Origin of the sequence: Bradyrhizobium sp. 45 (genome assembly GCF_023073155.1) — a bacterium.
GTDB lineage: Bacteria > Pseudomonadota > Alphaproteobacteria > Rhizobiales > Xanthobacteraceae > Bradyrhizobium > Bradyrhizobium canariense_D.
On sequence record NZ_JADPIX010000109.1, the window covers coordinates 56,728 to 69,491 of the forward strand.

A 12,764-nucleotide genomic window follows, 5' to 3' on the forward strand; every position below is an offset into this window, starting at 1 on the left:
GCCTCTAACGCCCCTGCGACAGTCGGTCGGCGAGCCAATGCGGCAGGCCGTTCTCGCGGATCCGGTTCGCGGCCGTCTCGACGTCGTAGGGCGCGCGGCAATAGGTGATCTGGCACGAGACCGTGTCGAACAGCGCGAAAGCCGCGGATGGATCGCCATCGCGCGGCTGGCCGACCGAGCCGAGCACCGCAAGCCATTGCCGGCCGCGCAGCAGCGGTACGGAGACGTCAGTCTTGGGCACGAGTCCCGACATCTTCGCCGTCACCGACATCGAATAGATCGCCGGGCGGTGGATGTGACCGCAGAACGTGACATGAGCCGGCGTCGCGATCAGGCTCTTGGCTGCGTCGGCGGTCGATCGGACATAGTGCCAGCTTCGGGGGCTGGAGGCTTCCGAATGCACGAACAGGCGATCGCCGTCCTCCACCAGCATCGGCAATTCCGCCAGGAACCGCCGCTGCGCGGTGTCGAGCCGGCCGCGGGTCCATTCGATCGCGATTTGCGCCTCGGCATTCATGGTCTCGGCCGAGGAATTCACCGCCTGGTCATGATTGCCGCGCACGGCGACGGCGCCTTGGACAACCAGCTCCATCGCGGTATCCACCACCCATTCCGGATCGGCGCCATAGCCGACGAAGTCGCCAAGCAGGATGAAGCGCTCGGCGCCACGCGCCCGCGCGACTTTCAGGCACGCCTCGAACGCCTGCCGGTTGCCGTGGATATCCGAGAAGACAGCGAGAAGCACGCACCCTCCACCCTCGAACCTTATTGGGAGCCGATAAGGCTAAATTGAGGGAGGTCAAGAACATGCGCCAGCGGCGCGCGGTTTGCCAGCACTGCCCTGTCGCGATGGTGAAGAGCCTATTGCTCGTCCTTCGGCGGCATCCGGGGCGGCGGCAACGGCGTGAACACGGCGCCCTGCGCGCCGGCCGGTGGTGCCAGGAATTCGCCGGTCGAGGAATCGCCTCCGCTCGTCTCCATGATGGTCTTGGGCGTCACATATTCCCGGACCATGTCGATGAGGCTGCCATCGCCGCCGCCGAAATCGGCGGCCCGGCCGCCTTGCGGATGTCCCAGCGCGATCTCGTTCTCCGCCGCATGGGTCTTGTCGGCCAGCCTGTCATTGTAGGGCACACGAAAGGCGCGCGGGATGCCACTCGGCCGATTGTCCTCGTCGAGCTGCTCGACCCAGAGATAGATCGAGCCGGGATCGCCCTCCAGCGAATGCGGCTCGACGATGCGGGCCTTCAGCAGCTTGAACGAGGCCGGCAGCCGATCGGCGCTGGCCCAGCCGAGCAGCCCGCGCATCTCGGTGAAGCTGACGACATAGAACGCACTGGTCACGACCACCGCGACCGCCTTGAACGACCAATGCAGCCGCGCATAGACCAGAACGACCAGCAGCAGCGCACCGATGACGGCGTAGGCTATCGATAGCGTGAGGATGACCGTTGGCAGGCTAGTCACGGCGCACCCTCACAGCGTTCTTGCTCACGCCGGTGCTCGGGTCGAGATCGGCGCCGTTGCGCCAGCCGCTGCGAAAGGTCTCCAGCAGCGATTTCGGCCGCTGGTCCACATTGACGACCTTGCCTTCGGCGTCGAGTCGGAACCGCACCGCGGTCTTCTCGTCGCCGGTGTGATCGACCGTGAACTTGTTATCGAAGATCACCTGCGCCGTCGGATTGAGTTTTTGCACCTTCACATTGGCCGTCACAGGCTCGCCGGTCGTAGCCACGAAATGTGAGACATTGACGGTGTATTCGCCGGGAACGATGCCCCGCACCGTGACGATCTCTTCGCGGATCGGCGAGGCAATCTTTTTGCCGTTGACCATGATGAAGTCGTTGGCTCCGCCGCGATCGTCGCGGTCGAGCGTGAGGAAGCCGGCCTCGCGGTGGCGATACCAGGCGATATTGCCCACGGGATCCTGCACGAACAGGTCGAGATCGTCGGGATGGCTGTCGGGCCAGTCCAGCGTGATCATGAACTCGGCCTTGGAGTCGATCTTGCCGTCCTTGGCGTCCGGCGAGACCGCGAGCAGCGCGAGGAAGAACAGGAAAGCGATCACCTGGAGCGCCTTGAACAGCATCACGCCCAAGGGATCGAACGGCTCCTCGCGCGGATAGAGACCGAAATCATCCATCATGTCGCGATTCCAGCGCCCTTACGTTCCAGCACCGGCGTCACATAGGTCTCGGTCAGCACCACCGCATCCGAGAACACCTTCTGGGTCGCGGCATCCAGCATGTAATACTGGATGCGGACCAGGATCGAACCGACGAGGCCCGCCAGCGTCGTGTACATCGCGACCGCCATGCCGTCGCTCATTAGTCCCATCGAGGATCGCATCGCGACCTTGTCGGCGGCATCCAGTCCCGCGATCGGCGCCAGCATGATGATGAAGCCGACGATGGTGCCGAGCAGGCCGAGCTTCATCAGCGTATCCGAGACGAAGGCCCCGAAGCCGTTGGAGCCGCGCAGCCGGTCGGCGAGCGTTCGCAGCAATAGCGTCTGGTCGACGGGGCGGTAGTCCTGCGCCGCGGCCTTGGTCACGAGGCTCTCAATGTGGTCCCGCACCAGCCCGCGCGGCAGCGCGGCAGCGCCGACGTCGAGCGCCCTGCCGCCCTCGGGGGCCGCAAGCACCGCGCGGCAGCGCCTTGCCGCCGCGCCCTCGCGGGCAATGGCCCGCGTGCGCAGGAAGCAGTGACCGCAGGTGAGGACATAGAGCAGCGCGATCACGCTGGAAATGTAGGTCCGATCTGAGGTCAGCATCAAGCGGATCAGGCCGAACCGCCACAGCAGCACGACGGCGAAGATCGAAAGCCCGGTGAAGATCATCCAGAACAGGAGCGCACTGCGCTCGGATGGGTCGGCAGCAGGCCCCGCGATCGGCCCAATCGTCATCGAACTCATGCTGCACCGCTCCTGGCCGTGAATTCCGCCCATTAGATCAAAGCCGCCGCGCCCGGTCCAAAGAGCCATGCCCAATCCAGCATGGGAAATTTGCCCGAGCTACCATCTTGCCGTGCCTCGCAATTGGCAAGGCGCGGCGGCGTTGTTAGGCTGACCTTAGCAAACTTTGGGGTGATCGCATGCGCCTTGTGCTTCAGCTTGTCGCCCGTCTGTTTCTCATTGTCGTGCTCTGCCTTGGCGCGGCGACGATCTGGGCCACGTTCGACGCCTATCGCAGCGTGGACCGGGCGACTGCGGCCTCGGCGCAGCGGGTCGCCCAGGCGCTTCAGGCCCTGTATTGGCACGAATTCCTGTTGCGTAGCAGCAGAACACGCGAGCAGCTTCTGCCGGTTCCGGAGTGGCGCACGCTGGAAACGATGAAGCTGATCTCACCCGGCGTCTGCGTCGAATTCCAACCGGCCATCGCATTCGAAAAGCCGCTCTGCGGCCAGAGCGAGGGGCTGGGCAAGACGCCGCCGCGCTGGTTCGCGTCGATCGTGCCGACCTTCCTCGGCAGCCATGCCGAAGTGATACGGCCCGTCAGTCCCCGCGCGGCGACCGCCGGAACGGTGGTCGCGACGCCGGATGAAACGGCCGCCATCTCGCTTGCCTGGGAGTACATCCTCAACGTGATCGACGTCGCGCTTTTGATGGCGGCGGCGATCGCGCTGCTGGCCTCGCTCGCGATTGCGCATGCGCTGGCGCCGGCGCGCACGATCGTCACGGCCTTGCAGCGCATGGCCCGCGGCCAATATCGCACGAAACTGCCGCGCTTCCGGTCGATGGAGCTGGCGATGATCGGCAGCGCCGTCGGCGAGCTCGGCGGCCGGCTGGAGGAGGCTACCGAACAGCGCGCGGCGCTGACGCGGCGCCTGATCGAGATCCGCGACGACGAACGCTGCGCGCTCGCCCGCGAGCTGCACGACGAGTTCGGACAAAATCTCTCGGCCATCCTCGCCTTCGCCAACACCATCGAAACGGCGAGCACGAAGGGAGACAAGCACAACGACGTCGCGCAGGACGCGCGGATGATCTCGCAGGCCACGCATCATCTGATGGCCTCGCTGCGCGACGCGCTGAAGCGCCTGCGCAATCCCCTGCCCGCCGAGCTTGGGCTGGAGGCGAGCCTCGTGAATTTGGTGGATAGCTGGCGCTCGCAGAGCTCGGCGCGGCCGACGATCCAGCTCGATCTCAAGGGCGACCTCACCGACATCAGCGGCCCGGCCGCTATCACGGCCTATCGCGTCGCGCAGGAATGCCTGACCAACGCGTTGCGCCACGGCGCGGCACGCGAGATTTCGCTCAGCGTGGAACGGCGCGCGGGCGACGACGATGCATTGCTGATCCGTGTCGACGACGATGGCGGCGGCGACGCGGCACGCGTCAAGCAGTCGGCCGGCTTCGGCCTCACCGGCATCCGCGAGCGCGTCGCAGCGGCCGGCGGCTCATTCTCGATCCTGCCTGCCCGAGGCGGACTCAGCGTCGCCGCCACCATCCCGCTCGCCGCATGAGGCCGGCATGAACGAGATGGCAACAGGCATTTCCGTGCTGCTGGTCGACGACCATCCGATCGTGCGGCAAGGCTATCGGCGCGTGCTGGAAAGCCAGGGTGATCTGCATGTCGTGGCGGAAGCCGACAACGCTGCGGATGCCTACAGCGCCTTCAAGGCGCGCGATCCTGATGTCGTCGTGCTTGATATCTCGATGCCCGGCGCGAGCGGACTGGAAGCCATCCGCAACATCCGCGCGCGCAGTCCGCGGGCGCGCATCCTCGTCTTTACCATGCACAACGAAGCCGTTCTGGTGAAGGCAGCCTTCAGTGCCGGCGCCAGCGGCTTCGTCACCAAGAGTAGCGAGCCGTCCGCGGTCGTGTCCGCGATCCGCAGCGTTGCCCGCGGCGAGCGCGCCATGAGCGACGACATCGCGCACATCTTGGCCGAGGACAGTCTGTCGGCGGGCTCGGCGCTGGATCAATTGGGAGAACGCGAGATCGAGATCCTGCGCCAGTTCGCCGGCGGTGCCACGACCGAACAGATCGCTGCGCATCTCAATCTGAGCGTCAAGACGGTGCAGAACTATCACTATCTGATCAAGACCAAGACCGGCGCGCGTACGGACGCGCAGCTGGTGCGGCTGGCAGCCAATTGTGGACTGACGAAGATCTAGATGTTTGCCCCTCCCTGAAGGCAGGCGCACGGAGCCATCCTCCGCATGCGGGCGTCTCCCAGGTATATTTCGACCGCCTTGCGATGCGGATTGGAACGGAGGCCATCGAACTCCAGTTAGTACCGCAGTGAAGGAGTTCCGCCATGAGTAAGGCTATCCGCGAAGCTACCTATCCCGCGCTCATCACTGTCGGCGAGCTCATCGATGAACTCTGCCGCTTGCCAGACACAGCAACCATTCGATTCCACTGCCCCATGCTCGAACAGGAGCTTGCATTCTACAGGCTTCGAAAGCGGGCGAAGGACCTCGTCGAAATTGAAGTCAATGCGTATCCGGAAAGCCCCCCGGTCGTGCCATTGGCGGGTACCGCTCTTCGTGCGCGGAAAAAGTCCCACCATCCGCGTTCGCTTCGCGATGGTGCCCTCGCCCACAAGGTCGACGGATAAAAGCGCCGCCCATGCGGGCGATCGAGCGGCTTTGGAACAGCGCGTGGAGTATTCGGCCTACGCCTTCAGCCCGCGCAATACCAGCGCCAGCGTCGCATCGACACGCGCCGAGAGATCGGCATCCTTCCACTCGTCGGCATGGGCCGGATGGTGAAAGCGGACTGTGGCATCGAAGATCGCACGCGCGGTGGTCTTGACGTCATCGACGGCGAACACGCCCTGCGTCACGCCGTCGGACAGGATTGCCGCGATCTGGTCGATCATGGTGTCCTTGTGACATTTGACGGCCGCGCAGGCTTCGCGCGCCAGGGTCAGATAAGTGTCGAACATCTCGGGGTCGTCGAGCACACGCGAACGTTTGGCGGCGAACAGCGTGCGCAGCCAGCGGTCGAGCCTGTCAGGCGCCGGGCCCTGCTCCTTGGCGATCGCCAGCAGCGGCGCGTCGATGCGGTCAAGCCAGCGTTTGGCAACCGCTTCGCGCAGCGAAGCCTTGCTCGGGAAATGGCGATAGACGCTGCCATGGCTCACATCGAGCGCACGGGCAACGTCGACCACGGTGGCTTTGGCCAGTCCGTAACGCCGCAGCACGTCCTCGGTGACTTCGAGGATCCGCTCCGGCGTCAAGATAACGGCTTCGTTCATGCCAGCACCATGTTCCCGTTGAGGGCTCAGTTACCCGGTGACAGAGCTGCTTCCGAAGCGCCCGTGCCGGTCGTTTCGGAAAGCTCTCGCCTTAATGAGGCAGTTTTGCAGCCTGCGCCGCGATCTGGCGCGCCACCAGTAAATTGAGCCAGTGCCCAATCGTCCCGGTCAAATTGATGATTTCGGTCGTCATTGTCGTAAGTCTCCAATCAATTGGCGGTCCCTGTTGTTCAATTGCGACCCTCAATCCCCCATCTGCTTGGGACGTCGGGCTCCCGGGATGCCGCCAGACGCCCGATTGGAGCGTCCGAGAACGGATATACACGTCTCGCTGACAGATTTCAATATCTGTCAGTCAATGATCCGTGATTGACAGTTAATATCTGCGGCCCCGGGGCACGTGCCGCTCATCGCGCGCCGCGGCCGGCCGATGCCCCCCACCCAGCCCAATCATCCCCCGCTACGTTGCCGGTGCCGTTTGTTTCGCTCTCCCCGCTCTGCTAAGTCACGGCGTAAAAAGCATTTTGGCAGGTCGCCCCTTCTGGGTCGCCCGCCCACCTTCCTGGAGCAGTCCAATGATCCCCCGCTATACCCGCCCGGAAATGGCCTCGATCTGGGAGCCGCAGACCCGGTTCAAGATCTGGTTCGAGATCGAGGCGCATGCGGCGGACGCCCTTGCCGAGCTCGGCACGATTCCCAAGGAGGCCGCCAAAACGGTCTGGGGCAAGGCCAAGGACGCCACTTTCGACGTCGCCCGCATCGACGAGATCGAGCGCGAGACCAAGCACGACGTCATCGCCTTCCTCACCCACCTCGCCGAGATCGTCGGCCCCGAAGCGCGCTTCGTGCATCAGGGCATGACCTCCTCCGACGTGCTCGACACCTGCCTCAACGTCCAGCTCACCCGCGCCGCTGACCTGCTGCTCGCCGACCTCGACAAGGTGCTGGCGGCGCTGAAGAAGCGCGCCCTCGAGCACAAGATGACGCCGACCATCGGCCGCAGCCACGGCATCCATGCCGAACCCGTGACCTTCGGCCTCAAGCTCGCTTATGCCTATGCGGAATTCTCGCGCGCCAGGGAGCGCCTGATCGCGGCGCGGAAGGAAGTCGCCACCTGCGCCATCTCTGGTGCGGTCGGCACTTTTGCCCAGATCGACCCGCGCGTCGAACAGCATGTTGCCAATGCCATGGGCCTCGTCCCCGAGCCGATCTCGACGCAGGTCATCCCCCGCGACCGCCACGCGATGTATTTCTCGACGCTCGGTGTGATCGCTTCCTCGGTCGAGCGTTTCGCGGTGGAGATCCGCCACATGCAGCGCACCGAAGTGCTGGAAGCCGAGGAGTTCTTCTCCGAAGGGCAGAAGGGTTCGTCCGCGATGCCGCACAAGCGCAATCCGGTGCTCTCGGAAAACCTCACCGGGCTGTCGCGCATGGTGCGCGCCTATGTGACCCCGGCGCTGGAGAACGTCGTGCTCTGGCACGAGCGCGATATCTCGCACTCCTCTGCCGAACGCATGATGGGCCCCGACGCGACCGTGACGCTGGACTTCGCGCTGGTCCGCCTCGCCGGCCTGATCGACAAGCTGCTGGTGTACCCCGCCAACATGCAGAAGAACCTCGACCGCCTCGGCGGCCTCGTGCATTCGCAGCGCGTTCTGCTGGCGCTGACGCAGAAGGGCGCAAGCCGCGAGGACGCCTACAAGCTCGTGCAGCGCAACGCCATGCCGGTCTGGCGCGGCGAGGGCGACTTCCTCCAGCTCCTGAAGAAGGACGCTGACGTGAAGAAGTATCTCACCGACGCCGAAATCGACGAGCAGTTCGACCTCGGCTATCACTTCAAGCACGTCGACACGATCTTCAAGCGCGTGTTCGGCGAAAGCTGAGCGTCATTCGTAGCCCGGGTGAGCGCAGCGACACCCGGGACTTTTCCCACAAAAAATCCCGGATTTCGCTTCGCTCATCCGGGCTACAAATCAAGGCGGACCTCCCTCATGCCCATCGTCAACCGCGTTGCCGCCCTCTCCGACGAAATGGCCGCCTGGCGCCATGACTTCCACGAGAATCCGGAGCTGCAATACGACGTCCACCGCACCGCCGGCATCGTCGCCGACCGCTTGCGCGAGTTCGGCTGCGACGAGGTGGTGACGGGCATCGGCCGCACCGGCGTCGTCGGCGTGATCCGCGGCCGCAAGTCCGCCTCGGGCAAGACCATTGGCCTGCGCGCCGACATGGATGCGCTGCCGATCATGGAGACGTCGGGCGTACCCTATGCCTCCAAGGTCCCCGGCAAGATGCACGCTTGCGGCCATGACGGCCACACCGCGATGCTGCTCGGCGCCGCCAAATACCTCGCCGAGACGCGCAATTTCGACGGCACGGCCGTGGTGATCTTTCAGCCCGCGGAAGAAGGCGGCGGCGGCGGCAAGGCGATGGTCGAGGACGGGCTGATGACGCGCTGGAACATCCAGGAGGTCTATGGCATGCACAACATGCCGGGCCTGCCCGAAGGCCATTTCGCGACCACACCCGGCGCGATGCTCGCCTCCTCCGACAACATCCAGATCACGGTGCACGGCAAGGGCGGCCATGCCGGCGCGGGTCCGCACAAGTCGATCGACAGCGTGCTGATCGGCGCTCAGATCGTCAACGCGCTGCAGTCGATCGTGTCCCGCAACGTCGACCCGCTCAAATCAGCCGTCATCTCGATCACGCAATTCCACTCCGGCACGGCCTTCAACATCATCCCCGAGGTCGCCGAGCTCGGCGGCACCGTGCGCACGCTCGACCCTGAAGTGCGCGATCTCGTCGAGCGCCGCATCGGCGAAGTCGCCGAGAGCATCGCGCGCGCCTATGGCGGCTCGGCGGAGACCAAATACACGCGGATGTATCCGGTGACGATGAACCATGCGCGCGAGGCCGGCCTTGCCGCCGACGTCGCCCGCGACATCGTCGGTGCCGAGCGCGTCAACGACAAGTTCATTCCCATGATGGGCGCCGAAGATTTTTCCTTCATGCTGGAAGCACGCCCCGGCGCGATGATCCTGGTCGGCATGGGCGACGGCAACGAGTGCCACCACCCGGCCTACGTCTTCAACGACAACATTTTGGGCCACGGCGCATCGTTCTGGGCGCGGTTGGTGGAGACGCGGATGCCGGCGGGTTAGTGCAGGTCCGCCGGGTGGGCAAAGCGAAAGCGTGCCCACCACAAACTTCTCCGCTGCAAATGGTGGGCACGGCGCTTCGCGCCTTTGCCCACCCTACAACACCGCTCATCCCTGATATTGCAGCACGTGCATGCCGGCGTTCCAGTCGGAGACGAACATCAGCCCGTCAGGCCGGACATAGGCGTCGCAGGTTTTGGCCGCGAGCGCGACGTTCGGGCGCGGATCGATGAGCTTTTTCGGTGTCGGCGGCACCCAATACGCGATCTCCTTCGGTGCGAAGGCGTCCCTGACGTCGAACACCCTGACGCCGGCATTGTTGTAGGTTGCGAAGATCGTCTCCTCGCTCTGGAACGAGCCCGGGCGGTTCTCGTGCAGATTATGCGGACCGAAGGTGCCGTTCGTGCAGAAATCGCGGTCGCGCGGGGTGGGCAGGGTCGCGATCGGCACCGGATTTGCCGGCGCGCGCACGTCGAGAACGAATGTATGGAACAGCCCCTTGGCGCAATTGTCTGCGTTCGCTTCGTCGGCGACGATTGCGAGCTGTCGCTTGGGCAGCGGCAGCGGCGTATGCGTCCCGCCGGCGAAGGGCGGCGACCAGTTGATGTGGGACAGCAGCTTTGGATTCACGGGATCGCTGATGTCGTGAATGGTGAAGCCGCCATCGCGCCAGGCAGCATAGCCGCGATCACCCGCCGTGATCATGTGATGGAGCGCAAAGCGCTTGCCCTTCGGCGTTGCCGGCTCGCCGGCCGCACGGTTCATGCCCGGCAGCCACCATTTCGCGACGATCTCCGGCTTGGTGATGGTCTTGAGATCGACCACGCAAAGGATGTGGTCGGTGAACCCGTCGAGATGCGCCGATACATAGGCATAGCGGCCGCCCGGCCACCACAGCCGATTGATGCCGAAGCCGGGCATTTCGAGGAATGCGATTTCGCGCATCTCGTTCGGTTTCGATATGTCGTGGATCGACAGCCCACAGCGGAATTTCTTGGCCTTGGTGATGCTGTCGACCAGCGTGTTCTCGAAATAGCCGCGCATATTGTCGTAGGACTGCATCGCGACGATGTTGGCGCCGTTTGCAAGCAGCAGCAGGTCTTCCGCCACCTGTAAATGGTGGGTGCGAGTGTATTGTCCCGCGGTGAAGAAATTGACCGGCTTCAGCGCACGCGGATCGGATGCGTCCAGGACCGTCACGCCGTCGCTGAACATATGTCCGACATAGACATGCTGCCGGTTGAACATCACCTGCACGCTGTCGGGCCGTCCGCCGATGTCGCTGTAGGAGATGTGCTTGATGCCCTTGCCGATGCCCTCGGGGGGAATGTCTGCCTCCGAAGCCCTAGCGCATCTCGACCACCCAGGCAGCGCGGCGGATCCGAGCACGGCCGACAATTGCTGAAGGTGACTGCGGCGCGAGAGCTCAAGCATCGGTTTTCCCCATTTTTTTGGGAATGATGCTCGCTTGCGGCGGGGCACGCAAGCCTCGTGTCGCCTGCCCTCACCTCAACCGCAGACGTGTCTGGTCCGGCCGGACATCACCGCTGCCTGGCCCTCAGTTGCAGACCTCGCCGGTGATCTTGGCGCTGGCGTTCGCATTGGGCACCGGCCCGAGGTGACAGCCCTTTGCGACCGGTCTGCAGCCGGCGTTGTTGCAGATCATCTGCCCAGAGGACTGCGACTTCGGAGCCGCGGACTCCGCCTCCTTGCGGTCCTGGTCGCGCCTCTTCGAATCCTCGCGCGTGACCACCGGCTTCTTCTCCGGCACCTTCTCGCATTCATTGTCATCGCCGACGTGATAGCCGGCGCGGCAGGTGATCTTCGCGCATTGATCGCCGTCGGCCTTGAAGCCGAAATTGCATACGAGCGGACAGACGCGTCCTGGTTTCGCCTTCAGCGCATCGAGCGCGTCGACGCTTGCAAGCTTCGCGTCGAGTTGGGTGCCGGCATATTTGTTGAACAGCGTCAGCGAGCGTTGCGATGCGGCGTTCCAATCGCCGTCAGCGGCGGCCGAAAGACAGCCGACGCGGCGCAGCTCGCTCTGAACGGATTTCGCGAGATCGCCGGGCGGCGGGGAGCTTGGCGGCGGCGACAGCGCGGCGACCTTCCTGCTTTCGGCATCAGCCGCCTGCTTGTCCGCCGCCTGCTTCGTTGCGGCCTCCGTCGCCGCTTTCTCGAGCGCCCGCTTCTCCGCGAGCGACTTGGCCGCGGCAGCTTCCGCCGCCTTGCGATCTCGTTCGGCCGCCTCCGCCTTGGCCTGCTCGATCTGCTTGGCTTTCTCGGCCGCGATCCTCGCCTCTTCCGCGGCTTTGGCAGCTGCGGCGGCTTTCTCCTGCTCGGCCTTCTGGGCTCGTTCGGTCGCGAGCCTCGCCTTCTCCTGTTCGGCCAGACGCGCCTTCTCGGTCGCCACCGTGCGATCCTCCTCGGCGGCAATCTTCTTCAACTGCACACGAGCGAGGTTGGCGTAAAAGCCGTCCGGATAGGTCTGGAGGAATGCTTCCCAGGCTTCGCGCAGGCCGGCCTGAAGCGCCAGCTCGTAGTCCTTGCGCACACTGTCCTGCGGGTTCGCCTGCGGACCTGCTGCGGCGACTGGCCTCAGCGGCACCAGCGGCACGTCGCTGCCGCCCAGGGAGCCATAGACATACGGCTCCTGCTTGTTGCCGGTCTTCTTCAAGACGTCGTCACGGACAAACCCGAATGCCTTGCGCAAGTCGAGCCCGGGCTTCGGGAGATGATCGGTCAGCGCGACCGCGAACGGGCTGTTGCGGGAGTCGCCATCCGACGCCGTCGATCCCGCCTTGGCCGCAAAGGCGATCATCGTGTTCGGACTGGTCGGCTCGACCTTGGCAAGTCCGCCACCAATCGCGCGCGAGGCCAGGGTGCGCTTCATCGTCTTGGCGAATGGGTTGTCGCGGCACGCATCGAGGATGACGAGACGGAGTTGTTTGGCCGGTTCGACCGCGTACAGCGCGCGATCCAGCGCGACCGTCTCGTCGAGGACGTCACCGTCAGTTTCCAGCATCGCATCGGTCGGAACGAGATAGTTGCTGCCGTCCAGCTCGATGCCATGGCCTGCATAGTAGATGACTGCCATGTCGGCATCGCGCGTCCTGGCCGCGAACTCGCGTAGCGATCGCCGCATTTCGCTGGCATTGAGGTCCAGCCGGATCTCGACCGTATCGAAACCCGCGTTCCTGAACATGCTGCCCACGAGCCCGGCGTCATTCACCGGGTTCGCAAGCCGCGGTGCGTTCTTGTAAGCGGAATTGCCAATGACGAGCGCAACGCGCTTGTCGGCCTGGGCCGATCCGCACCCCAGCCAAAGACCGAAAATCAACAGTGAAAGAGATCGCAAGACGATCATGAAACGCCGAGCCTTTTACGGGCGATTGCC

The 12,764-nt window shown here is 64.5% G+C and carries 12 protein-coding genes; 5 read left to right on the plus strand and 7 right to left on the minus strand.

What is annotated here, in order from left to right; all coding sequences use genetic code 11:
* Positions 1-4: 4 nt before the first annotated feature.
* From IVB42_RS17850 to IVB42_RS17865, 4 genes are all read right to left on the minus strand, one after another.
* Positions 5-745 carry a metallophosphoesterase family protein gene (locus IVB42_RS17850; protein WP_085351051.1) on the minus strand — a complete coding sequence of 247 codons (741 nt, stop codon included), beginning with the start codon at positions 743-745 and terminating at the stop codon, positions 5-7.
* A 116-nt stretch (positions 746-861) separates the two neighbouring features.
* On the minus strand, positions 862-1,467 hold the full coding sequence (locus IVB42_RS17855) for a hypothetical protein (RefSeq protein WP_018455562.1): 606 nt from the start codon (positions 1,465-1,467) through the stop codon (positions 862-864).
* Positions 1,460-2,146, minus strand: a complete 687-nt coding sequence (locus IVB42_RS17860; RefSeq protein ID WP_085351050.1) for a hypothetical protein — start codon at positions 2,144-2,146, stop codon at positions 1,460-1,462. Before IVB42_RS17860 ends, IVB42_RS17855 begins: the two co-directional genes overlap by 8 nt.
* Positions 2,143-2,913: a MotA/TolQ/ExbB proton channel family protein gene (locus tag IVB42_RS17865; protein ID WP_085351049.1), complete on the minus strand. Its 771-nt coding sequence runs from the start codon at positions 2,911-2,913 to the stop codon at positions 2,143-2,145. The genes IVB42_RS17860 and IVB42_RS17865 overlap by 4 nt, the downstream gene beginning before the upstream one ends.
* A 179-nt stretch (positions 2,914-3,092) precedes the next feature.
* Here IVB42_RS17865 and IVB42_RS17870 point away from each other — a divergent pair, with 179 nt between their 5' ends.
* The 3 genes from IVB42_RS17870 (at position 3,093) to IVB42_RS17880 (ending at position 5,564) form a co-directional block, all read left to right on the plus strand.
* Positions 3,093-4,463: a histidine kinase gene (locus IVB42_RS17870; RefSeq protein ID WP_085361683.1), complete on the plus strand. Its 1,371-nt coding sequence runs from the start codon at positions 3,093-3,095 to the stop codon at positions 4,461-4,463.
* Between the two features lie 7 nt (positions 4,464-4,470).
* Complete coding sequence (locus IVB42_RS17875; protein ID WP_085385056.1) at positions 4,471-5,118, plus strand: response regulator transcription factor; 648 nt, start codon at positions 4,471-4,473, stop codon at positions 5,116-5,118.
* Positions 5,119-5,261: 143 nt separating this feature from the next.
* Positions 5,262-5,564 (plus strand): hypothetical protein, encoded by a 303-nt coding sequence (locus tag IVB42_RS17880; protein ID WP_018455556.1) that lies wholly within the window; start codon positions 5,262-5,264, stop codon positions 5,562-5,564.
* A gap of 57 nt (positions 5,565-5,621) precedes the next feature.
* On the opposite strand, the gene IVB42_RS17885 is transcribed toward IVB42_RS17880, so the two are convergent.
* A complete protein-coding gene (locus tag IVB42_RS17885) occupies positions 5,622-6,206 on the minus strand; it encodes a TetR family transcriptional regulator (RefSeq protein ID WP_018455555.1) in 585 nt (194 codons plus the stop codon).
* Positions 6,207-6,781: 575 nt separating this feature from the next.
* On the opposite strand from IVB42_RS17885, the gene purB reads away from it, so the two are divergent.
* Positions 6,782-8,089, plus strand: coding sequence for an adenylosuccinate lyase (purB, locus tag IVB42_RS17890; RefSeq protein WP_247337346.1), 1,308 nt, complete (start codon positions 6,782-6,784; stop codon positions 8,087-8,089).
* Positions 8,090-8,197: 108 nt separating this feature from the next.
* On the plus strand, positions 8,198-9,370 hold the full coding sequence (locus tag IVB42_RS17895) for a M20 aminoacylase family protein (protein WP_085349348.1): 1,173 nt from the start codon (positions 8,198-8,200) through the stop codon (positions 9,368-9,370).
* A gap of 105 nt (positions 9,371-9,475) precedes the next feature.
* On the opposite strand, the gene IVB42_RS17900 is transcribed toward IVB42_RS17895, so the two are convergent.
* Complete coding sequence (locus IVB42_RS17900) at positions 9,476-10,801, minus strand: hypothetical protein (RefSeq protein ID WP_085358876.1); 1,326 nt, start codon at positions 10,799-10,801, stop codon at positions 9,476-9,478.
* A 124-nt stretch (positions 10,802-10,925) separates the two neighbouring features.
* Positions 10,926-12,734: a caspase family protein gene (locus IVB42_RS17905; protein ID WP_247297292.1), complete on the minus strand. Its 1,809-nt coding sequence runs from the start codon at positions 12,732-12,734 to the stop codon at positions 10,926-10,928.
* Positions 12,735-12,764: the final 30 nt, after the last annotated feature.

Bases quoted from the DNA above. Each gene is read 5' to 3' on its own strand.
- IVB42_RS17860 (WP_085351050.1), bottom strand. From the start codon at position 2,146: ATGATGGATGATTTCGGTCTCTATCCGCGCGAGGAGCCGTTCGATCCC.
- IVB42_RS17865 (WP_085351049.1), bottom strand. From the start codon at position 2,913: ATGAGTTCGATGACGATTGGGCCGATCGCGGGGCCTGCTGCCGACCCA.
- IVB42_RS17870 (WP_085361683.1), top strand. From the start codon at position 3,093: ATGCGCCTTGTGCTTCAGCTTGTCGCCCGTCTGTTTCTCATTGTCGTG.
- IVB42_RS17875 (WP_085385056.1), top strand. From the start codon at position 4,471: ATGAACGAGATGGCAACAGGCATTTCCGTGCTGCTGGTCGACGACCAT.
- IVB42_RS17880 (WP_018455556.1), top strand. From the start codon at position 5,262: ATGAGTAAGGCTATCCGCGAAGCTACCTATCCCGCGCTCATCACTGTC.
- IVB42_RS17885 (WP_018455555.1), bottom strand. From the start codon at position 6,206: ATGAACGAAGCCGTTATCTTGACGCCGGAGCGGATCCTCGAAGTCACC.
- purB (WP_247337346.1), top strand. From the start codon at position 6,782: ATGATCCCCCGCTATACCCGCCCGGAAATGGCCTCGATCTGGGAGCCG.
- IVB42_RS17895 (WP_085349348.1), top strand. From the start codon at position 8,198: ATGCCCATCGTCAACCGCGTTGCCGCCCTCTCCGACGAAATGGCCGCC.
- IVB42_RS17900 (WP_085358876.1), bottom strand. From the start codon at position 10,801: ATGCTTGAGCTCTCGCGCCGCAGTCACCTTCAGCAATTGTCGGCCGTG.
- IVB42_RS17905 (WP_247297292.1), bottom strand. From the start codon at position 12,734: ATGATCGTCTTGCGATCTCTTTCACTGTTGATTTTCGGTCTTTGGCTG.